Below are 20,066 nucleotides of genomic sequence, written 5' to 3'. Positions count from 1 at the left end.
AGAGAAGCATGTTTAACCGCGATATGAATATTGCAGATTACGATCCCGAATTATGGCAATCCATCACTGATGAAGTTCAACGTCAGGAAGATCACATCGAACTAATTGCATCTGAAAATTACACTAGCCCACGTGTAATGCAAGCGCAAGGCAGTCAGTTAACTAATAAGTATGCGGAAGGTTACCCTGGCAAACGTTACTACGGCGGTTGTGAGTATGTCGATGTTGCAGAATCATTGGCAATCGAGCGTGCAAAATCTTTATTTGGCGCAGATTACGCGAATGTACAACCTCATTCTGGTTCACAGGCAAACGGCGCGGTTTACCAAGCTCTTTGTAAGCCTGGCGATACTATCCTAGGCATGAGTCTTGCTCATGGTGGTCACCTAACACACGGTGCATCGGTTAGTTTCTCAGGTAAAACCTATAATGCGATTCAGTATGGTATTAATCCTGAAACGGGTATTTTAGATTATGCAGAAGTTGAACGTCTAGCTCTTGAGCACAAACCAACCATGATTGTTGCTGGTTTTTCTGCTTATTCAGGTATCGTTGATTGGGCTAAATTCCGTGAAATTGCAGATAAAGTAGGTGCTTACCTATTTGTTGATATGGCACACGTAGCCGGTTTGGTTGCTGCAGGTCTTTACCCTAACCCTGTGCCTTTTGCGGATGTTGTTACAACAACAACGCATAAAACATTAGGTGGCCCTCGTGGTGGTCTGATCATTGCTAAAGCAAATGAAGCGATTGAGAAAAAATTAAACTCAGCGGTTTTCCCAGGCGGTCAAGGTGGCCCATTAATGCACGTTATTGCTGCTAAAGCCGTTGCATTTAAAGAATGTGCTGAGCCTGAATTTAAAATGTATCAACAAGCTGTGCTAGACAATGCAAAAGCCATGGTTAAAGTATTTCAAGAGCGTGGTTATAAAATCGTTTCTGATGGTACGGACAATCACTTATTCCTTGTTGATTTAATCGCACAGGATATTACGGGTAAAGAAGCAGATGCTGCATTAGGCAATGCACATATTACTGTCAATAAAAACTCAGTACCCAATGACCCGCGTTCTCCTTTTGTTACATCTGGTTTACGCCTTGGTACACCTGCGTTTACACGTCGCGGTGCAAATGAACAACATTCGACTGAATTAGCAGGTTGGATTTGTGATGTACTTGATGCGATTAAAGATGAAGAAAAATTAGCTGCGACAATTGAAGCTGTTAAAGTGAAAGTTGCTGCTTTCTGTAAAGAGTGTCCAGTTTACGGATAAACGCCGTAAATGATAACTTTGTCTTAAAAATACCGAGTTGATTACTCGGTATTTTTTTGTCTTTAATTCGCCAAAGACAAAATAGAATAGGCGCTATTTTTCCAAGTTGTTTGTGCTTTATTTACACTGTTTTTTCGTACAATAACCATAAATACATATCAGAGGGTTATTATGAAAACTTCAATTATATCAAAGCTAACCACAGCCATAGTGACCGTTGCAACGCTTTCTGCTTGTGCGCCAATGTATCGCGGTGGGCCAATTATTCCGATTATACCTATATTTCCAATTGTGCCCGTTGTTGCCGTCGACCATGGTGCACCATCTCATACAAGAGAGCCCGTGTATCAACCTTTTAATAGTGCAGATATTAATGGCGATCACTTTTTATCGCGAGAGGAGTTTTCACGTTCTTTATCGGTGGACAATTTTTTTTCGAGAACGGATTTAAATGGAGATTACGTTATTTCAGAAAAAGAATTTTCCCGATTATTAGTAGGAAAACAAGCATTTGTGGATGCGGATAAAAATGGCGATCACGTGCTCTCACAACAGGAGTTTTCTAATTCGATGCCAGTCAATCAGTTGTTTCTTAATGGTGATACGAATAGCGATTATGTACTTTCTAAAAAAGAATTTAACCGACTAGATTAAGAAATATTCACTTATTAACGTTAATCTTATCCATTAATTATTCATTTACTGATAATAGTGCCTGTAATGCAGGACGTAATGTTGGGTAATTAAAGGTGAAACCAGAGGCAAGCAAATGTGTTGGTTCAGCGCGAATGCTATCAAACAGTAAGCAACTTGCCTCACCCATTAATAGATCAAAGCAAAATTTGGGCATTGCTAATAATTGTGGACGTTTAAGGACCTTTGCTAAGGTTGTTGTAAACTCTTGATTAGTGACTGGGTGAGGTGCACTAAAATTAAAATATCCATTCAATTTTGATGTGGTTAATAAGAACATTATACCGCGCACCATATCTTGTATATGAATCCAAGGCATATATTGTTTACCATCACCAAGTCGACTGCCTACGCCAAACTTGAAGGGAGGTAGCATCATAGGAAATGCGCCACCGGTGTTGCCAAAGACTAATCCCGTTCTTATAATACAAACTCGTGTTTTGTCAGATTGTACTTTAAGTGCAATTGACTCCCACTTCGAACAAACTTGGTGTGTAAAACAATCGTCGTTATATTCAGTTGATTCATCAACGATATTGATTGTTTGATCGCCGTAGTATCCGACAGCAGAGCCACTGATAAAAACCGATGGTGGATTAGCACTTACGTTATTTAAGTCAACTAACTTTTCAGTGATTGCCCAACGACTCTTGCATATTTTTTCTTTTTGATTTGCTGTCCATCGACGACCTGCAATAGGTTCACCCGCAAGATTGATGATTGCATCCACTTCATCGAGATTTGAATAGTGATCTAGGCTATTGATATAAGAAATATTTCCCGAATCTATTTGGCGGAGTTTTAACTGTGCCTTTTCGATGTTGCGGGTTAATAAAATAATATTTTGATCGGATAAAAGTTTAATTAATTCAGAACCAATAAAACCTGTTCCACCAGTAAGTAATATTTGCATGTGGCTTCCTTTTGAGCAACCTAATATGATTATATACTGAATTTTTAATAAAAAAGATCAGTTTTAAAATTTAGTCGAAAATACGTGTTTTATATGTTTATTCAAACTAAATGAATAGTTATGCACTATAATGGTGTTTTATATTTATCTTTTCTTTCAATAAATTATATTGATTAAAAAACAGGCTGCATTATATTGGTGCGTTTTCTTCTGTTTTTGCACTGTGATGGAGCTCAAACTTTTAGAGTTAGATAAGAAACCTTTTATTTTGCAGTGTTTCTTATGTTTTGTTATATGGTATGTTAATTGCTTATTATTGGGAAAGGGCTTTCATAACAATGGAGATAAAGTAAAAATGGAAAAAAATAAAATATTTAAAGGGATGCTTCTCGCAACTGGCGTTGCATTTGCAGCAACATCATTTTCAACGATTGCAGCGAATGTACCTGCAGGTGTTAAATTGGCAGCGAAACAAGAACTCGTTCGTGGTAACGGGACTGAAGTAGCATCACTTGACCCTCATAAGACTGAAGGTGTGCCTGAATCACATGTTATTCGTGATCTATTAGAAGGCTTAGTGAACCAAGATGCCGAGGGGAATGTTATTCCTGGTGTTGCTGAAAGTTGGGAAAATAAAGATAATAAAGTATTTACATTCCATCTACGTGAAGATGCTAAATGGTCAAATGGTGACCCTGTAACAGCTGATGATTTCGTTTATAGTTTTGAGCGCGCAGTTGATCCTGCTACTGCATCACCGTATTCATGGTATTTAGAAATGACAACCATGGTTAATGCTGCAGATATTATTGCGGGGAAAAAAGATAAATCCACGTTAGGCGTTAAAGCCATTGATGCGCATACATTCCAAGTGACGCTAGAACATGCCATTCCTTATTTTGTTATGATGATGGGCCATACAACGGTTAAACCTGTTCATAAGGCAACCGTTGAAAAATATGGAGATCAATGGACTAAACCTGAACACTTTGTGGGTAACGGCGCCTTTGTTATCAGCAAATGGGTAGTGAATGAACGTATCGAAATGGTACCAAATAAAGAATACTGGGATAATGCACATACCGTGCTAACTAAAGTCACTTACCTGCCAATTGAAAATCAAGTTGCGGAAATGAATCGTTTCCTTTCTGGTGAAATTGATATGACTAACGAAGTCCCAAGTGAGCACTTCAGGCGTTTACAGAAAGAACACCCTGAAGATGTTCAAATTAAAGGTAACTTGTGTACTTATTACTATAACTTCAATACTAAAAAAGCACCTTTCGACGATGTTCGCGTTCGTAAAGCGGTTTCCTATGCGATTGACCGTAATATCGTGACCGATGCATTATTAGGTCAAGGTCAAAAGCCGGCTTACTTCCTTACTCCTGAAATCATTTCTGGCTTTACGCCTGAATTGCCTGAATATGGTAAAATGACCCAAAAAGAACGTAACGCAGCGGCTAAAGAATTATTAGCAGCAGCAGGCTACGATTCATCTAATCCATTAAAATTCAGCCTGTTATACAATACGAGTGAAAATCATAAGAAATTAGCGGTTGCTATTTCTTCAATGTGGAAAAAAACATTGGGTGCTGAAGTGACGCTTGAAAACCAAGAGTGGAAAACGTATCTTGAAACGAAAAAACAAGGTGATTTCCAAGCTTCTCGTGCAGGTTGGTGTGGTGATTATAATGAACCCTCTACGTTCACGAGCTTAATGGAAGGCAGTAACACATCTGGTGGTATTCATTACCAAAGTGCTGATTACGATAAATTAGTCAAAGCTGCAATGGAAACAACTTCCGATGCAGAGCGTACTAAACTTTACTACGCAGAAGAGAAGCTACTAGCAAAAGACATGCCTCTTGCACCAATTTATCAATATGTTACAACACGTTTGGTAAATCCTCATGTAGGTGGTTACCCAGCAAATAATGCTGAAGATAAACTTTATTCAAAAGATATGTATATTATTGCTAAATAACAATACATAGTTCCAAGTGAAGAGGCTTTTTTAGCCTCTTTTTTCGTTTAACTAAACTGAGTTAATTATGTTTAAATTCATACTCAAAAGAGTGATTGAAGCAATTCCTACATTGCTAATCCTTATTACCGTTTCTTTCTTTTTAATGCGTTTCGCCCCGGGCAGTCCATTTTCAAGCGAACGTACTTTACCACCACAGGTAATGGCCAATATTAATGCTAAATATGGTCTTGATAAACCTGTGATGGAGCAATATACGACTTATCTGACCAATGTACTCCAGGGAGATTTTGGTCCATCATTTAAATATAAAGATTACACCGTGAATGAACTGGTTGGTGCCGCGTTACCTGTTTCTGCAAAAATTGGCTCGGTCGCTTTTCTGTTTGCTGTTTTTTTGGGCGTGGGGATCGGCACTATTGCCGCGCTACGGCAAAATACTTGGCTAGATTACAGTGTAATGTCAACGGCCATGTTGGGGATTGTGATGCCCTCGTTTGTATTGGCACCGGTATTGATTTATATCTTCCCTATTAAGTTAGGTTGGTTGCAAGCAGGGGGATGGTTAGATGGCTCAGCTAAATATATGGTGTTACCCGTATTAGGTATGTCAATGATGTATGTGGCGACCTTTGCACGTATTACACGTGGTAGTATGATCGAAACCTTAAACAGTAACTTTATTCGTACTGCTCGCTCTAAGGGATTGAGTTTTTCTTATATCGTTTTTAAACACGCCTTAAAACCTGCAATGTTACCCGTTGTTTCTTATATGGGACCTGCGTTTGTTGGTATTATTACCGGATCCGTTGTTATTGAAACAATTTTTGGTTTACCGGGGATTGGTAAATTATTCGTTAATGCTGCATTTAACCGTGATTATTCATTAGTGATGGGAGTGACCATTCTTATCGGCTTGTTGTTTATTCTTTTTAATGCCATTGTCGATATTCTTCTCGCCTATGTCGATCCTAAAATTCGTTTATAAAGGACGGAGCTTATGTTAACTAAAAAACAAAATGTAGAAGCGCTTGATAACTTCTCTGAAAATTTAGAAATTGAAGGGCGAAGTCTGTGGCAGGATGGTCGAATTCGTTTTATGCGTAATAAAGCGGCGATGGTAAGCTTAATGATCCTTTGCCTGATCACACTTGCAGTTATTTTCGTGCCTATGTTTGCTGAATTTTCTTTTGATGATACCGATTGGTATGCATTACATGAAGCACCTTCTTTTGTACATCTCTTTGGCACCGATAGTCTCGGTCGCGATCTGTTTGTGCGGACCTTTATTGGTGGCCGTATCTCCATGATGGTGGGGGTGTTAGGTGCCTTGGTTGCCGTTGTTATCGGTACGGTTTATGGGGCAACGTCGGGGTTTATCGGTGGCAAACTGGATCGCGTGATGATGCGATTTCTTGAGATCCTTAGCTCAATTCCCTTTATGTTTTTAGTGATTGTACTGGTGACCTTTTTTGGTCGTCACATTGTTTTAATCTTTGTGGCGATTGGGGCAATCTCTTGGCTGGATATGGCTCGTATTGTACGTGGTCAAACCTTGAGTCTTCGTAATAAAGAGTTTATTGAAGCGGCACATGTTTGTGGGGTCAGTAATTGGAATATTATTCGTCGCCATATTATCCCTAATGTACTAGGTATTGTGGCGGTATATTCAACACTGCTTGTGCCAAGCATGATTTTGACTGAATCTTTTCTGAGCTTTTTGGGCTTAGGCGTGCAAGAGCCAATGACTAGTTGGGGCGCTTTATTACAAGAGGGAGCTCAGACCATGGAAGTAGCTATTTGGCAGCTTGCTTTCCCGGCTGTATTTATGGTGATCACCCTGTTCTGTTTTAACTATATCGGTGACGGTTTACGCGACGCACTTGATCCTAAAGACAGATAAAAGGAAAAATAATGAATTTATTAGATGTTAAAGATCTGCGTGTAGAATTTACCACCCAAGATGGTGACGTAACCGCAGTCAATGATTTAAATTTCTCACTAAAACCTGGTGAAACCTTGGGGATTGTTGGTGAGTCAGGTTCGGGTAAATCGCAAACGGTATTTGCGTTAATGGGCCTGTTAGCAAAGAACGGGATTATTTCTGGTAGTGCTAAATTTGAAGGTAAAGAGATCCTTAACCTTCCCGAGAAAGAGTTAAATAAAGTACGTGCACAACAAATTTCAATGATTTTTCAGGATCCAATGACATCATTGAATCCGTATTTGAAAGTGAGTACACAGATGATGGAAGTACTCACTCTGCATAAAGGCATGTCCAAAAATGAAGCCTTTGAAGAGTCAGTTAAAATGTTAGAGTCGGTTAAAATACCAGAAGCACGTGCGCGGATTAATATGTATCCCCATGAGTTCTCAGGTGGTATGCGTCAGCGTGTGATGATTGCGATGGCGCTTTTATGTCGTCCTAAATTGTTGATTGCAGATGAACCTACGACGGCGCTAGATGTAACTATTCAAGCACAAATTATGGCATTATTGAATGAATTGAAAGACGAGTTTAATACTGCAATTATCATGATCACCCATGATCTCGGTGTGGTTGCCGGAAGTTGTGACAAAGTATTAGTGATGTATGCGGGCCGTACGATGGAATATGGTACCGTTGATGAAATTTTCTATAAACCAAGTCATCCGTATACGGAAGGATTATTAAAATCCATTCCGCGTCTTGATACTGAAGGTGATATTTTACCGACTATTCCTGGTAATCCACCAAACTTATTATCTCTACCTGAAGGGTGTCCTTATCAAGATCGTTGTCATCGCGTGATGGATCGTTGTAAGAAAGAAGCACCGGTATTAACACCTTTTGCAGAACAGCGTTCACGTGCTTGTTTTTCTGACTGGGAGACTTGGTCATGAGTAGTTCAAAAAAATTAATTCTTGATATTAAAGATCTGAAAGTAAAATTTAATATTCCTTCTAAGTCGATGTTGCCTTGGGCAAAACCATCTAGCTTGAAAGCTGTTGATGGTGTGAGTTTAAAACTCTATGAAGGTGAAACACTCGGGGTAGTTGGTGAGTCTGGTTGTGGTAAATCTACATTAGCACGGGCCATTATTGGGCTTGTGCCTGCTAGTGAAGGTAGTGTTGTTTGGATGGGAGAAGATCTGACTAAACTTGATCACAAATCACTTCGTCTTAAGCGTAAAGAAATTCAAATGATTTTCCAGGATCCGCTTGCATCATTGAACCCTCGTATGAATGTCGGGGATATTATTGCTGAACCATTACGTACTTTTTACCCTAATTTAAGTAAAGATGAAGTAAAAGCGCAGGTTAAGGAAATGATGTCGAAGGTCGGTTTATTGCCCAACGTAATTAACCGTTATCCACATGAATTTTCTGGTGGCCAGTGTCAACGTATTGGTATTGCTCGTGCATTAATTCTCAAACCTAAAATGATTATTTGTGATGAACCTGTATCTGCATTAGATGTATCGATTCAAGCGCAGGTGGTTAATTTACTTAAAGAGTTACAGAATGAACTTGGTTTGAGTCTGGTCTTTATCGCCCATGATTTATCGGTTGTGAAGCATATTTCTGACCGTGTATTAGTTATGTACTTAGGTAACCCAGTTGAGTTCGCTGAATGTGATAAACTGTTTGCTAATCCTAAACATCCCTATACACAAGCCTTGATGTCGGCGGTTCCGATTCCCGATCCTAAATTGGAACGTAGTAAAACAATTCAAATGCTAGAAGGGGATTTACCTTCACCTATCAATCCCCCATCGGGCTGTGTTTTTAGAACCCGTTGCCCGATAGCAACGGAAAGATGCGGTACTGAAAAACCTCAGTTAAAAGGTGATGATTCACACTATCAATCCTGCTTATTGCGGGCTTAATTGATTAATCTAAAAAGACGCATGAGGAGAAATCTTAATGCGTCTTTTTTATGAGCTATCAACATTTAAAATGTATTGTCTAAAACTCCTCTCTTTTTACTATTCTCTTTAAAACTATCTTTAGGTTAGATCTGCGATCGACTTTTTTGTTAGATAAAACTAGTTTGTTTTCAGGTGCTTTTTTGTTTGTTATATCTTTATTTTATTCTGTTTTAATGTAAAGTGTTTGGCCGGAAAAGCTGCTCATTTGTTATTTTGTAGTGGGTTTGTCTTTTCTTGTGGTTTTTGTTGGTGTTTTCTGTCTATGTTTTGTTTTTTGGTACTCTGGATGCTAATAATTACCCTATTTTTCATTGATATTTGTACTTTTTTATCGATTTTCAATATGGGAATTACTTTGGGAGTACTTAATCTTAAATATGTACAAAACAAGAGATATTAACTATGTACAAAAATAAAATTACTAAAATAATGCTTTTAGCTGCGGGGCTCTCCTTTGCTGCTACGTCATTCTCAACCACGGCTGCTGTCGTACCAGCAGGTGTTAAATTAGCTGTAAAACAAGAGTTGGTTCGTGGTAATGGATCCGAGGTCGCATCACTTGATCCACAAAAGGTAGATGGCTTGCCTGAAGCCATGGTTATTCGTGATCTTTTGGAAGGATTGGTCAACCAAGATGCCGATGGTAATACTATTCCTGGTGTTGCCGAGCGTTGGGAAACAAAGGATAATAAAACCTTTACCTTCTACCTGCGCAAAGATGCTAAATGGTCTAATGGTGATCCCGTTACTGCACATGATTTTGTTTATAGTTTTGAGCGCTTAGTTGATCCGTTAACGGCTTCTCCCTATGCTTGGTATCTGGAAATGTCTTCCATGCTGAATGCTGCCGATATTGTTAACGGTAAAAAAGATAAGTCGACTTTAGGTGTTAAGGCCATAGATGATTACACCTTTCAAGTACAACTAGAGCATGCTGTTCCTTATTTTGTAATGATGATGGGTCATACAAGCATGAAGCCTGTACATAAGGAAACGGTCGAGAAGTATGGCGATCAATGGACTAAACCAGAGCACTTTGTGGGTAATGGTGCCTTTGTCGTCAATAAGTGGGTAGTTAATGAACGCCTAGTATTAACGCCTAATAAACAGTACTGGGATAATGCGCATACCGTCTTAACCAAAGTGACTTATCTGCCGATTGAAAACCAGGTTGCTGAAATGAACCGGTTTTTTTCCGGTGAAATCGATATGACCTATGAAATTTCTAATGAACATTATCGTAATCTAGTTAAAAAACATCCTGAAGAGGTTAAAACAAAAGGTATATTGGGAACCTATTATTACCAATTTAATACCCATAAAAAACCCTTTGATGATGTACGAGTGCGTAAGGCCATTTCTTATGCCATCGACCGCGATATCATTACTAAAGCGATATTGGGGCAGGGCCAGAAACCAGCTTATTTCTTAACGCCTGAAATTGTTGCGGGCTTTAATCCTGAGCTACCTGAGTATGCCAAATGGACGCAAAAAGAGCGTAATGCTAAGGCAAAAGAGTTATTGGCTGAAGCGGGGTATGATAAATCTCATCCACTTAAATTTAGTTTGTTATATAACACCAGTGAAAACCATAAGAAACTAGCCGTTGCTATTGCTTCTATGTGGAAAAAAACATTGGGCGTAGAGGTCGCGCTGGAAAATCAAGAGTGGAAAACCTACTTAGAATCAGCACGCGAGGGTAATTTCCAGGTTTCTCGCTCAGGTTGGAGTGGTGATTATAATGAAGCATCTACCTTTACATCTCTAATGGAAGGCAGTAATAGTACTGGCGGTACACTTTACCAAAGCGCCGAGTACGACAATCTAGTAAAACAAGCAATAGCCTCTACTTCAGAAGCTGAGCGTTCGCAAATCTATAACCAGGAAGAAACTTTACTGGCAAAAGATATGCCGATTGCTCCTATCTATCAATATGTACAAACACGTCTTGTTAATCCTCATGTTGGGGGTTATGCCGCTCATAATGCCGAAGATAAACTTTATTCAAAGGATATGTATATTATTGCTGAGTAAATATCAGTTACAACTAATACCAAAGGAATTAAGTAAGTGATCAAGTCTTGCGCAGGAAAAATAAGCACTAACAAGGCGTGAGTTGCAGGAGATAGTTGTTCTCACTTCAAAACTCACAACGTAGTTAGGGTTGATTTTGCATCTTGAATGGTAACGGGTATAGATTTATTTTGAATGTCCGGTCATCATTTTTAAACACGTCTAGGAAGAGATTCTTCGACGTGTTTTTTTATGGCAGAAAAATGTTCAGTGACAATGCGTTCAGTAATACCCCTTGTACTTTTAACTGTGTTAAGCTTTAAAAGATAATAACTTTAAGGAGTACTTATGCAGTTTAAAATACGGATTTTGTTGGTGTTATTAATAGGAAGTTTACTGAGTGCCTGTTCTACACGTGAGAGTACAGATAAGTACAAAGGATCAACTAGCCAACGTTTGTTAACCTACAGTATTAATGATCTGATGGTTCAAATTCCCTCAACTGATTTTAACGAGTTCGAAGGAAAACCCGTTTATGTTCAAAGTCATTTTATTGAACGTTCTCCTGTATTAACCTATGCCACTCAACGTTTATATGCAGAGTTAACGAGTCGTTTCAATTTAAATTTGGTTAATTCACCCGATAAAGCCGATTATCAATTGGATTTTTTCTTTACTTCTCTCGGTACGGATAGTGACACCTTTGGTTTGACAATTCCTATTTTTTGGGTAGATACCTCTGGTGAAACCTCTTATTTAGACGTACTTGCTGTGCATATGTATCATGGTGTGAGTGAGATGTATTACTACACTAAAAACACGCAAACGGGCAAGGTAAAACAACATCCAAGTATCATTGCAAGAGCGAAAACCGATCGTTTTTCTACCCCTATATTTAGTTTTTCAATGGATGATTTAGAAGAGAAATCTATATTGGAGTAGATTGTTTCATAACGCTTGATATGTGTTTGTATTTCGACCTTAAACTGACACTTATTGAGCGTGTTTTTAATACGTAATAATTAAGAGACAATAATATGTATAAGATTGTAGCATCTGATTTAGATGGCACTTTACTGACTTCTGACCATCAAATTCTCCCCTTTACTCAGCAAATATTGACGCAATTACATCAACAGGGAAAACAATTTATTTTTGCAACGGGTCGTCATCATGTTGATGTAGGAAAAATGCGTGACAAATTGGGCATCCCAGCTTATATGATTACTTCGAATGGGGCCTGTGTACATAACAGTGATAATGAAATGATTTTTCAACAATATATCCCGACTGATATTGTTAGTCAGATCCTTGAGTTAGTGAAAGGTGATCAAGAAATATTGATTAATATCTTCCGTAAAGATGATTGGTTAGTGAATCGAAAAGAGGAAAAATTAAAGTTCGGTAAAGGGCATTTTACCTACGACTTCTTTGATCTTAACAATCCGCCAGTAGAAGACGTGGTTAAACTTTTCTTTATTCGCGAAGATAAAGACCATGAGAAACTGGTGATATGGGAAGATAAAATTAAAGCATTGCTTGGCGATAAAGTGAATATTACATTTTCTTCACCTTATTGTCTGGAAGTCATGGATGCGGGGGTGTCAAAGGGTTATGCACTTGACGAAATAGCAACAATGTTAGGTTATCAATTAAAAGACTGTATCGCCTTTGGTGATGGTATGAATGATGTTGAAATGCTGACCATGGCCGGTAAAGGTTTAGTAATGGGCAGTGCACATCATAAGGTGAAAGCTGCTTTACCCGACAACGACGTTATTGGCAGTTGTAATGACCAAGCCGTTGCTCATTATCTTGAAGACCATGTCCTCGATTAACCATAGGAGTCATTAACATGCAATTGTTTTTTGCATCGGATTTACACGGTTCGCTACCCGCAACGAAGCAAATGTTGGAAAAGTATAATCAATCGGGTGCACAACATTTGGTGATTTTAGGGGATATTTTAAATCACGGTCCAAGGAATCCGGTGCCTGATGGGTATCAACCAGCAGCCGTGGCTGAACTGTTAAATAATTACAGTAGCCAAATCATTGCTGTACGTGGTAATTGTGATAGTGAAGTTGATCAAATGCTATTGGATTTCCCGATGTTAGAAAGTTATGCCTGGGTATTACTTGAGGATGGTAAACGATTATTTTTAACCCATGGGCATATTTACAATGGCGATAATCATCCATCATTAAAGGAGGGTGATATTATTGTTCATGGTCATACTCATATCCCCGTTGCTGAGCAAGTTGATTCGTTTTTTGTCTATAACCCTGGGTCAATCACTTTTCCGAAGGGTGGGTTTCTACCAAGTTATGGTATTTTTGAACATAATACGTTAAAAGTATTGGATTTTTCCGGTGAAGTTTTAAAGCAATTTGTTTTATAGGTATCTTCATGGAACAACGCAATAGAGGCATTTTTGAATGAAAAAAATATTAAATAATAAAAAATGTATCGCGATTGCGTTGTTAGTGATCGGCGGGATGTGCATCTCTGTTTACAGTTTACGCGCTTATCATGCTTACCAACAATGGCAATATATTCAACACCAAGGGATAAATACCGGTGGTGCTAATGTTGGTGCAATTAGACCTTGGATGACCATGCGCTATGTGAGTGTTGCCTATGCGGTTCCTCAGGAATATATTTTTGATAGTTTGAATATACCTCATAACCGTCAAAACAGTAATAAAACACTCGGCTCTTTGACACAACAATTCCAATTTCAACCACAAAGTGAAAACAATAATGTTTCGACGTTTATTCTTATTGTTGGTGATACTATCACGGCTTATAGACAAAACCCTGTAGCATCAGGTTTAAAAGATATACGTCCTTGGATGACGCTTCAATATATCGCGAATAGCACGGGAACGCCGATTGAAGATCTTTTTTCTCAGTTAAATATCACTGCGGATAATAATAATGGATTTAAACCACTTAAAAATTTAGTCAACGAATCAGATTTTGAAGGTGGAATAACACATTTGATCGACAATATAGAAAATGTATTAAGTCGAGACCAAGGTAACCAATAATGTTTTCAGCTGTTGAATTATCAGATTATTTACTTACTTATACCGTTATTTATGGTTCACCTTTAATTTTTCTGGTGATCTTGATTGGTGCAATGGGCATTCCGATGCCAACCACTTTTTTGGTGTTGGCGGCAGGGGCGTTTGTCCACCAAGGCGTATTAGATCTATATACGGTTTTTATAACCGCTTTATTAGGGGCTATTCTTGGCGATTCACTCAGCTATTGGATAGGACATAGTGCAAAGCAATTTACATTAACCCGTTTTGGTGAATTAAAAGTTTGGCAAAAAGCACAGGAAAACCTTCATCGTCGAGGTGGTGTTGCAATTTATTTGACTCGTTGGTTATTGACACCATTAGCATTACCGACGAACTTAGTTGCCGGGACTGCCGGTTATGCTTTTCCTCGCTTTATTTTGTTTGGTGTTGCAGGACAAGTAACTTGGCTGCTTTTATTTGGTAGTTTGGGTTATACTTTCAGCAGTCGTTTGGAAGGTATGAATGAATTAATTAGTAATTTTAGTGGTGTGTTGATGGGCATTGTTTTATTTGCAATGGGCCTGTTTATTGTATTTCGCAAGAAGCGCCAACATAGAAATATTTAGAAGAACAATATTTATTTACGATACTTATTTATAGGCAGTTTAATAGGGAGATAAAACAAATGAAGAAACTATCACTGGTCAGTAGTTTAATGGCGTTATTATTATTAGCGGGCTGCTCGACGGCTTATTACGGCGCAATGGAAAAAATTGGTATTCACAAAAGAGAAATTTTGGTTGATCGTGTTGAAGATGCAAAAGAGTCTCAGCAAGAAGCACAAAAACAATTTACTTCAGCGCTTGAGCAATTAACTTCTCTCACCCAATTCGATGGTGGAAAGTTAGCGACTGCTTATGAAAGTACTAAAGATGCTTACGATGAAAGTGAAGCCGCAGCGGAAGATGTTTCGCAGCGAATCGATGATATTGAAGATGTTGCTGAAGCATTGTTTGTTGAATGGGAAGGGGAGTTAGAGCAGTATACGTCGACTAAACTAAAGGCAGATAGTCGTCAAAAATTACGTCAAACCCAATCTGAATATAAACAGTTAATTACTTCGATGGAACGTGCTGAATCTAAAATGACACCCGTATTAAATACATTACGCGATAATATGTTATATCTTAAACATAATCTTAATGCACAAGCCGTGGCTGGGCTTCAGGGGGAATTTAGTCAATTAAAAGTTGATATTAATGATTTGTTGCAGGAAATGAATGTTGCGATTGCACAGTCAGATCAGTTTATTGCTAAGTTAAAATAATAGTGAGCTCATCGGAAATTAGATTATTTCCGATGAGCCTATATTTAAAAATTAAAAACAATTTTTCGGTATTGTTTCATTAAGTTCTCGTCCTTCATCTCCTTGATTATTTCGCTTAAACGCGGTTCAAGCCATTTGTTTTTTTCATGTATGTACATATAAAGCGGGACTGGCTGCATTACGCCAATTTTGTGAACAGTATTGGCAGAAAAATCCTTTAATGAGTCTAATAATGGGTAAACAACTAATTCATCATCAATGAAAATATCTGTTCTGCCTATGAGTAATTTTTTAATCCCCTGTGTCGCTGTTTTAATCATTGAAAGATGCTCAGGGGGAACGACTTTGTTTAAATTCAGTTCTGAAATATAGACACCTCTTGGGTACTCAACTTTATAGTGATGTCCTATTAAGCTATTCCAACCATGAAGTTGTAACTTAACGTCAGATAACGCAAATGCACTAACATTGGTGCTATATAGTGATTCTGTCACGCGTATTAAGGTTGGGTGTGAATCTTGATAGGTAAATACTCGCGTTGTTTCTCCATCAAGCTTTCCAGATGCGACATTCTCAAACCCCCTTTTTAAAGGAATATATTTTATTTCAAATGCCATGTTTAAACGTTTAAATACTTCACTATAAATCAAGCTTAGATAGGTATAAGCAAGGCTTCCTTCTGGGCGGTTAATCGCCAATAAAAACGGTCTAGTGCGAAACTCATCTGAGGTCGTTTGTGCAGTCCCCGGTTGAATAAAAGCAAATAACAGAAGAAATAGCAAAAGGTAGCGGTAATGCTGCCATCTACCTTTGATAGGAGTTAAATTCATTCCCGACGATCTAGCGCATGATGATTTTATTGATAGAATGATCTGTGCTCCTTGATATTGAAATGTATTCAAGATGGTTCTAAAAAATTTAAGAACTATCAATGTCCTTTTTTTAAAGTATAGAGGCGTTAATTAGCAAAGTACTAATATTATATTTCTTTTATTACAAAAACATAAATATTAGATTATTATCTATTTAAGGGATTGATTTTTGGTCAATAGGCTCTAGTTAATTAGGTCTGATTTTATGGTGAAACCGATACAGTATTTAGCCTTTTTTGCATTACCGTCGACGCGTTCACCTTTATTGGTAACTGCAATTAAGGCATGTTTTTTAACCGCTACATTTTTGTTAATTGGTATAGCAACGGATCATTTAGTTCAAATGAGTACCATGTCGATGGGGGTCAGTGCGGCGGCACTCACGGATCATCCGGCTCAGTATCATCGTCGTTTGAGCGCTTTTTTTACACTTGTAATTAGTTTTGGCGGGGCCGCTGTATCAGTGGTTGCATTGTATGATAAACCTATTTTTTTCTTGATAGGTTTATGTATTGGCACTTTTTGTTTAATGATTGCCAGTGGTTTAGGGCCTCGATTTGGAAAAATGAGCTTTGGGGCATTAGCTGTTTCGATATTTTCAATGCTTAGTTATTCCCATTATCCCGCACCTTGGGTATTACCTGGCTTTATTGTCGGTGGATCCGTTTGTTATTTTGTCCTTTCGACACTGGTTCAGTATGTCATTCCTAATTTTAATATTGAGCATGATAATCAGCAGTTATTTTCAACACTTGCTAAATATCAGCTTCTTAAAGCACGTTTCTTTGATAGCAATTCAGATCCCACTGATATTCGATTAAAGTTAGCAAAACTAGGTGCTCAGGCCTCCGATGAGCTTTCAAATGTGCAGCAACAACTTATTTTACGGCAGCAAAAACAGAAAAGTGCAAATCATGGTGTTGGCTATTTAGAGCAGTTCTTTAAGGCGCAAGTGTTGCTCGAACGTTTGAGCTCTTCTCATATTGTTTATCGAGAATTACGTGAAGAGCTTGCCGATACTTCTTTAACGGCTCGCATTCAGCGGGTGATGGTCGGACTGTCTAAAAGAATGTTAAGACAACCACGTTTCCGTCGTTTTGCTAATTATGAGATGAATGATAATGTGGAAAGTGAATTAAAGGCCTTAGAAGAAAGTACAAAACGACTCGCAAAACGTAAGGTCTTTAGTGAGTCCTGTGCAATTCAACTTGGATTTTTATTAGAGAATCTGAAAAAAGTGTGTGAGTTGACGCAAACACAGACTGAGTTTCCATCGCAAAATTTTTTATTTGATGAACAAAAACCATTAGGCTGGCGTTACTACTGGGCTTTATTTAAAAACCCTAATACCCCATTATTTCGTCATGCGGCAAGGCTGACGACCTGCATGTTAGTTGGGTACTTAATTATTCTAACATTACCTGAAGATAGTCAGAATTATTGGTTTTTATTGACGATACTCTTCATTACTAAACCTTCATTTTCAGCCACTAAATTGAGGCTTACTCAACGTATTATTGGCACGATTTTAGGGATAGTATTGGCCACTGGTTTATATTTACTCAGCTTGCCTGTTCTGGTGCTTATTGCTATTGCGGCGACGGCTAAATTCTTCTTTTTTTGGTATTTACAAAAAAGGTACAGTATTGCCGTAGCGTGTGTGTCTATTTATGTGGTTATTATTTTGCAGTTCTATGGTTTGAATGCAGAAACCTTATTTGTAAAACGTATCTTAATTACAACCTGTGCTGCAGGTATCGCGTTTTTGGCGGTAAGTTATCTTTGGCCAGATTGGTTACGTACGCGATCACGGGCTGTGATTGCGAATAATATTGATTGCATTCGGGTGTATCAAGAAGCTATTTTTAGTCAATATTTAAATCAACAACGTATTGAAGATCAACAGTATAGAAGAGTTCGTTTTCGTGCTCGCCTGAGTGAAGCGAACTTAAGTGAGCATTGGCAAGCTTTATTGGCCGAGCCTAGTTCAAAACGCGTAGAATCAGCTACACTTTATTTATTAACGGGCCAATTGCATGCCTATCTTTCTCATTTATCGGCATTAGCTTCACATAGGGGCAGGCTGACATCGCCTTCTATTTTGCCTTTAATTGATGAAATAGGTGCGCAGCTTGATAGTCAATTAGTTGAATTATCGACGTATTTAAGTGGTCAGGTCTATGAGTTTTGTGAGGGTTGTCATCGAGAGGTTGCCGATAAATTAAATGCTTTAGCACTGAATTTATATGGTGATGATTTAATGGTTGTTTTCCAATTAATAAGAATGAATGAAGATCTGATTGATATTCGCAAACTGGTATTGTCGGTTAAGAGTTGGAAAAAAATAACGAAGTTAACTGAGTGAAATTTGTGATTTTTTAGTGGTTAAGATGAGGACATAATGTATAAATTGTTTTTTGTTTTATTACTTATTTGTCCCTTATCTTCTGCATATGCTGCATATGCTGCAGATGAAAAGAACTGCCTTTCGATGTATGTGGTGATAAATAATGTTTCTGGTTATCTTAATGCCGAAGGAAAAATATCAGGATACCATGTTGATGTTATTGATGAATTAGCATCTCGTTCAGGAATATGTATTGATAAATCCTTGGTGCCATATTCACGTGCGTTAAAAGGTTTAAAGTATGGCGAATATGATGCTGGCATTGTGGTTCGTCAAGAAAAAATGGATACAAAGCTAACTTATTTAACCAAAATATTAACGTCCAAAACAGTACTTGTCCCTCGAAATGGAATTACCTTTAGCCACTATCAGCAATTGTCTGAACTTATTATTGGTAAACTTCGTGGTGTTGATTTAGATAACACTTTAGTCAAGAGTTTTAATCTATTATTAGTCGATTTGCATAGCTATGAGCAGGGAATTCGCTTGTTGCAAAAGGGACGTATTGATGCGATTGCCGGCAATAGTTTAATGCTAAGCATTGTTAATAAACTTGGTCTTGTTGATACAGTGGATTTTAATGCGCAATTGGTGTTAGGAAAAAAAGAAATATGGCTCGCATTTTCTAATAATTCATCTCATATCGAACAATTGAATACAGTAAAACAAGCTGCACAAGCCATGGTTGAAGACGGCTCTTTAGAGCTGATATTAGAAGAATATTTTGGTTCTGATTGGAAATTAATAACGCAATAATTATTCCTACATGTTAAGTCAGTAGCGTTTATATCGTTGGGGGCAAATAGTCACTCAACTTTTTACTTGTTTTTTATTTATTACTTTGTCACATTTTATCGAGGGGGTTTTGTGTACAAGTTTATGTTTTTATTATTCTTATTTAGTCCTTTATCTCGTGCTGATGTTGTAAGCGATCGCGATTGTTTATCTATGTATGTTGTGGTGAATAACTCCTCTGGTTTTTTGGATGCTAATGGGCAAATAGCAGGGTATCATGTTGACTTCTTAAATGAATTGGAAACGCGTTCTGGGCTATGCATTAATAAAAAACTTGTGCCATATTCGCGCGCACTTAAGGGCCTAGAGTATGGAGAATATGATGCGGGTATTGTGGCTAAAACGGATTATTTATCTCAAAAAGTCTTGTACTTAAATAAACTTATTACCTCTAAAACAGTCATTATTCCAAGAAAAGGATTAACCTTAAATACATATCAAGATTTAGAAAATATTATTATAGGGCGGTTTAGAGGTGTTGATCTTAATGATATTTTAGCAACTAAATTACACTTTTCTTTAGTCGATTTATACAGTTATGAGCATGGATTAAAAATGCTGAAAGTGGGGCGTATTGATGCGATTGTGGGTAATAACCTTGGGTTGAGTATTATTCCTAAGTTAGGAATGCTTAACGACGTAAATCTACCTGGAAGTTTAGTGATTGGTTCACGAGAAGTTTGGTTTGTGGCTTCTAAACGGTTTAAAGATAAGAATAAAATCAATCTTTTAAGAATGGCTGTTAACTCCATGATAGCTGATGGTAAATTGGATCGTATTTTAGCTAAATATTTTGGCGAAAATTGGAAAATGATTACTCATCAATATGATGAGTAATCTAA

At 37.8% G+C, this 20,066-nt stretch carries 19 protein-coding genes; 17 read left to right on the top strand and 2 right to left on the bottom strand.

What is annotated here, in order from left to right:
• Positions 1-8: 8 nt before the first annotated feature.
• Both glyA and ACR30L_RS12590 read left to right on the top strand, forming a co-directional pair.
• On the top strand, positions 9-1,274 hold the full coding sequence (glyA, locus tag ACR30L_RS12595) for a serine hydroxymethyltransferase (protein ID WP_435234606.1): 1,266 nt from the start codon (positions 9-11) through the stop codon (positions 1,272-1,274).
• Between the two features lie 171 nt (positions 1,275-1,445).
• On the top strand, positions 1,446-1,928 hold the full coding sequence (locus ACR30L_RS12590) for a hypothetical protein (RefSeq protein WP_435234605.1): 483 nt from the start codon (positions 1,446-1,448) through the stop codon (positions 1,926-1,928).
• Positions 1,929-1,965: 37 nt separating this feature from the next.
• Here ACR30L_RS12590 and ACR30L_RS12585 read toward each other — a convergent pair whose 3' ends face one another.
• Entirely contained in the window at positions 1,966-2,880 is a 915-nt protein-coding gene (locus ACR30L_RS12585) for a TIGR01777 family oxidoreductase (RefSeq protein ID WP_435234604.1), read from the bottom strand.
• A gap of 355 nt (positions 2,881-3,235) precedes the next feature.
• On the opposite strand from ACR30L_RS12585, the gene ACR30L_RS12580 reads away from it, so the two are divergent.
• The 12 genes from ACR30L_RS12580 (at position 3,236) to ACR30L_RS12525 (ending at position 15,150) form a co-directional block, all read left to right on the top strand.
• Positions 3,236-4,867 carry an ABC transporter substrate-binding protein gene (locus tag ACR30L_RS12580; protein WP_435234603.1) on the top strand — a complete coding sequence of 544 codons (1,632 nt, stop codon included), beginning with the start codon at positions 3,236-3,238 and terminating at the stop codon, positions 4,865-4,867.
• A 67-nt stretch (positions 4,868-4,934) separates the two neighbouring features.
• Positions 4,935-5,855 carry an oligopeptide ABC transporter permease OppB gene (gene oppB / locus ACR30L_RS12575; RefSeq protein ID WP_435234602.1) on the top strand — a complete coding sequence of 307 codons (921 nt, stop codon included), beginning with the start codon at positions 4,935-4,937 and terminating at the stop codon, positions 5,853-5,855.
• A gap of 12 nt (positions 5,856-5,867) precedes the next feature.
• Entirely contained in the window at positions 5,868-6,770 is a 903-nt protein-coding gene (gene oppC, locus ACR30L_RS12570) for an oligopeptide ABC transporter permease OppC (RefSeq protein WP_435234601.1), read from the top strand.
• An 11-nt stretch (positions 6,771-6,781) separates the two neighbouring features.
• Positions 6,782-7,750 carry an ABC transporter ATP-binding protein gene (locus ACR30L_RS12565; RefSeq protein ID WP_435234600.1) on the top strand — a complete coding sequence of 323 codons (969 nt, stop codon included), beginning with the start codon at positions 6,782-6,784 and terminating at the stop codon, positions 7,748-7,750.
• On the top strand, positions 7,747-8,736 hold the full coding sequence (gene oppF, locus ACR30L_RS12560) for a murein tripeptide/oligopeptide ABC transporter ATP binding protein OppF (protein WP_435234599.1): 990 nt from the start codon (positions 7,747-7,749) through the stop codon (positions 8,734-8,736). Before ACR30L_RS12565 ends, oppF begins: the two co-directional genes overlap by 4 nt.
• Before the next feature lie 444 nt (positions 8,737-9,180).
• Positions 9,181-10,812 (top strand): ABC transporter substrate-binding protein, encoded by a 1,632-nt coding sequence (locus ACR30L_RS12555; RefSeq protein ID WP_435234598.1) that lies wholly within the window; start codon positions 9,181-9,183, stop codon positions 10,810-10,812.
• A gap of 327 nt (positions 10,813-11,139) precedes the next feature.
• Positions 11,140-11,733, top strand: a complete 594-nt coding sequence (locus tag ACR30L_RS12550; RefSeq protein WP_435234597.1) for a hypothetical protein — start codon at positions 11,140-11,142, stop codon at positions 11,731-11,733.
• A 95-nt stretch (positions 11,734-11,828) separates the two neighbouring features.
• A complete protein-coding gene (locus ACR30L_RS12545; RefSeq protein WP_435234596.1) occupies positions 11,829-12,629 on the top strand; it encodes a Cof-type HAD-IIB family hydrolase in 801 nt (266 codons plus the stop codon).
• A gap of 17 nt (positions 12,630-12,646) precedes the next feature.
• Complete coding sequence (yfcE, locus tag ACR30L_RS12540) at positions 12,647-13,192, top strand: phosphodiesterase (protein WP_435234595.1); 546 nt, start codon at positions 12,647-12,649, stop codon at positions 13,190-13,192.
• Between the two features lie 37 nt (positions 13,193-13,229).
• Positions 13,230-13,844 (top strand): hypothetical protein, encoded by a 615-nt coding sequence (locus ACR30L_RS12535; RefSeq protein WP_435234594.1) that lies wholly within the window; start codon positions 13,230-13,232, stop codon positions 13,842-13,844.
• A complete protein-coding gene (locus ACR30L_RS12530; RefSeq protein WP_435234593.1) occupies positions 13,844-14,449 on the top strand; it encodes a DedA family protein in 606 nt (201 codons plus the stop codon). The genes ACR30L_RS12535 and ACR30L_RS12530 overlap by 1 nt, the downstream gene beginning before the upstream one ends.
• 59 nt (positions 14,450-14,508) lie before the next feature.
• A complete protein-coding gene (locus tag ACR30L_RS12525) occupies positions 14,509-15,150 on the top strand; it encodes a DUF2959 domain-containing protein (RefSeq protein WP_435234592.1) in 642 nt (213 codons plus the stop codon).
• Positions 15,151-15,194: 44 nt separating this feature from the next.
• Here ACR30L_RS12525 and ACR30L_RS12520 read toward each other — a convergent pair whose 3' ends face one another.
• The gene (locus tag ACR30L_RS12520) at positions 15,195-15,980 is read right to left on the bottom strand and encodes a substrate-binding periplasmic protein (protein WP_435234591.1); all 786 of its coding nucleotides are present in this window, start codon (positions 15,978-15,980) and stop codon (positions 15,195-15,197) included.
• 247 nt (positions 15,981-16,227) lie between these two features.
• On the opposite strand from ACR30L_RS12520, the gene ACR30L_RS12515 reads away from it, so the two are divergent.
• The 3 genes from ACR30L_RS12515 (at position 16,228) to ACR30L_RS12505 (ending at position 20,061) form a co-directional block, all read left to right on the top strand.
• On the top strand, positions 16,228-18,387 hold the full coding sequence (locus ACR30L_RS12515; RefSeq protein ID WP_435234590.1) for an FUSC family membrane protein: 2,160 nt from the start codon (positions 16,228-16,230) through the stop codon (positions 18,385-18,387).
• Positions 18,388-18,423: 36 nt separating this feature from the next.
• Positions 18,424-19,185, top strand: coding sequence for a substrate-binding periplasmic protein (locus ACR30L_RS12510; RefSeq protein ID WP_435234589.1), 762 nt, complete (start codon positions 18,424-18,426; stop codon positions 19,183-19,185).
• A gap of 111 nt (positions 19,186-19,296) precedes the next feature.
• Positions 19,297-20,061, top strand: coding sequence for a substrate-binding periplasmic protein (locus ACR30L_RS12505; protein ID WP_435234588.1), 765 nt, complete (start codon positions 19,297-19,299; stop codon positions 20,059-20,061).
• Positions 20,062-20,066: the final 5 nt, after the last annotated feature.

This window comes from Psychromonas saccharinae (genome assembly GCF_051201515.1).
GTDB lineage: Bacteria > Pseudomonadota > Gammaproteobacteria > Enterobacterales > Psychromonadaceae > Psychromonas.
This window is presented reverse-complemented; position numbering and strand designations above follow the sequence as displayed.

Coding starts and splice junctions, on each gene's coding strand:
- glyA (WP_435234606.1), top strand. CDS start 9: ATGTTTAACCGCGATATGAATATTGCAGATTACGATCCCGAATTATGG.
- ACR30L_RS12590 (WP_435234605.1), top strand. CDS start 1,446: ATGAAAACTTCAATTATATCAAAGCTAACCACAGCCATAGTGACCGTT.
- ACR30L_RS12585 (WP_435234604.1), bottom strand. CDS start 2,880: ATGCAAATATTACTTACTGGTGGAACAGGTTTTATTGGTTCTGAATTA.
- ACR30L_RS12580 (WP_435234603.1), top strand. CDS start 3,236: ATGGAAAAAAATAAAATATTTAAAGGGATGCTTCTCGCAACTGGCGTT.
- oppB (WP_435234602.1), top strand. CDS start 4,935: ATGTTTAAATTCATACTCAAAAGAGTGATTGAAGCAATTCCTACATTG.
- oppC (WP_435234601.1), top strand. CDS start 5,868: ATGTTAACTAAAAAACAAAATGTAGAAGCGCTTGATAACTTCTCTGAA.
- ACR30L_RS12565 (WP_435234600.1), top strand. CDS start 6,782: ATGAATTTATTAGATGTTAAAGATCTGCGTGTAGAATTTACCACCCAA.
- oppF (WP_435234599.1), top strand. CDS start 7,747: ATGAGTAGTTCAAAAAAATTAATTCTTGATATTAAAGATCTGAAAGTA.
- ACR30L_RS12555 (WP_435234598.1), top strand. CDS start 9,181: ATGTACAAAAATAAAATTACTAAAATAATGCTTTTAGCTGCGGGGCTC.
- ACR30L_RS12550 (WP_435234597.1), top strand. CDS start 11,140: ATGCAGTTTAAAATACGGATTTTGTTGGTGTTATTAATAGGAAGTTTA.
- ACR30L_RS12545 (WP_435234596.1), top strand. CDS start 11,829: ATGTATAAGATTGTAGCATCTGATTTAGATGGCACTTTACTGACTTCT.
- yfcE (WP_435234595.1), top strand. CDS start 12,647: ATGCAATTGTTTTTTGCATCGGATTTACACGGTTCGCTACCCGCAACG.
- ACR30L_RS12535 (WP_435234594.1), top strand. CDS start 13,230: ATGAAAAAAATATTAAATAATAAAAAATGTATCGCGATTGCGTTGTTA.
- ACR30L_RS12530 (WP_435234593.1), top strand. CDS start 13,844: ATGTTTTCAGCTGTTGAATTATCAGATTATTTACTTACTTATACCGTT.
- ACR30L_RS12525 (WP_435234592.1), top strand. CDS start 14,509: ATGAAGAAACTATCACTGGTCAGTAGTTTAATGGCGTTATTATTATTA.
- ACR30L_RS12520 (WP_435234591.1), bottom strand. CDS start 15,980: ATGAATTTAACTCCTATCAAAGGTAGATGGCAGCATTACCGCTACCTT.
- ACR30L_RS12515 (WP_435234590.1), top strand. CDS start 16,228: ATGGTGAAACCGATACAGTATTTAGCCTTTTTTGCATTACCGTCGACG.
- ACR30L_RS12510 (WP_435234589.1), top strand. CDS start 18,424: ATGTATAAATTGTTTTTTGTTTTATTACTTATTTGTCCCTTATCTTCT.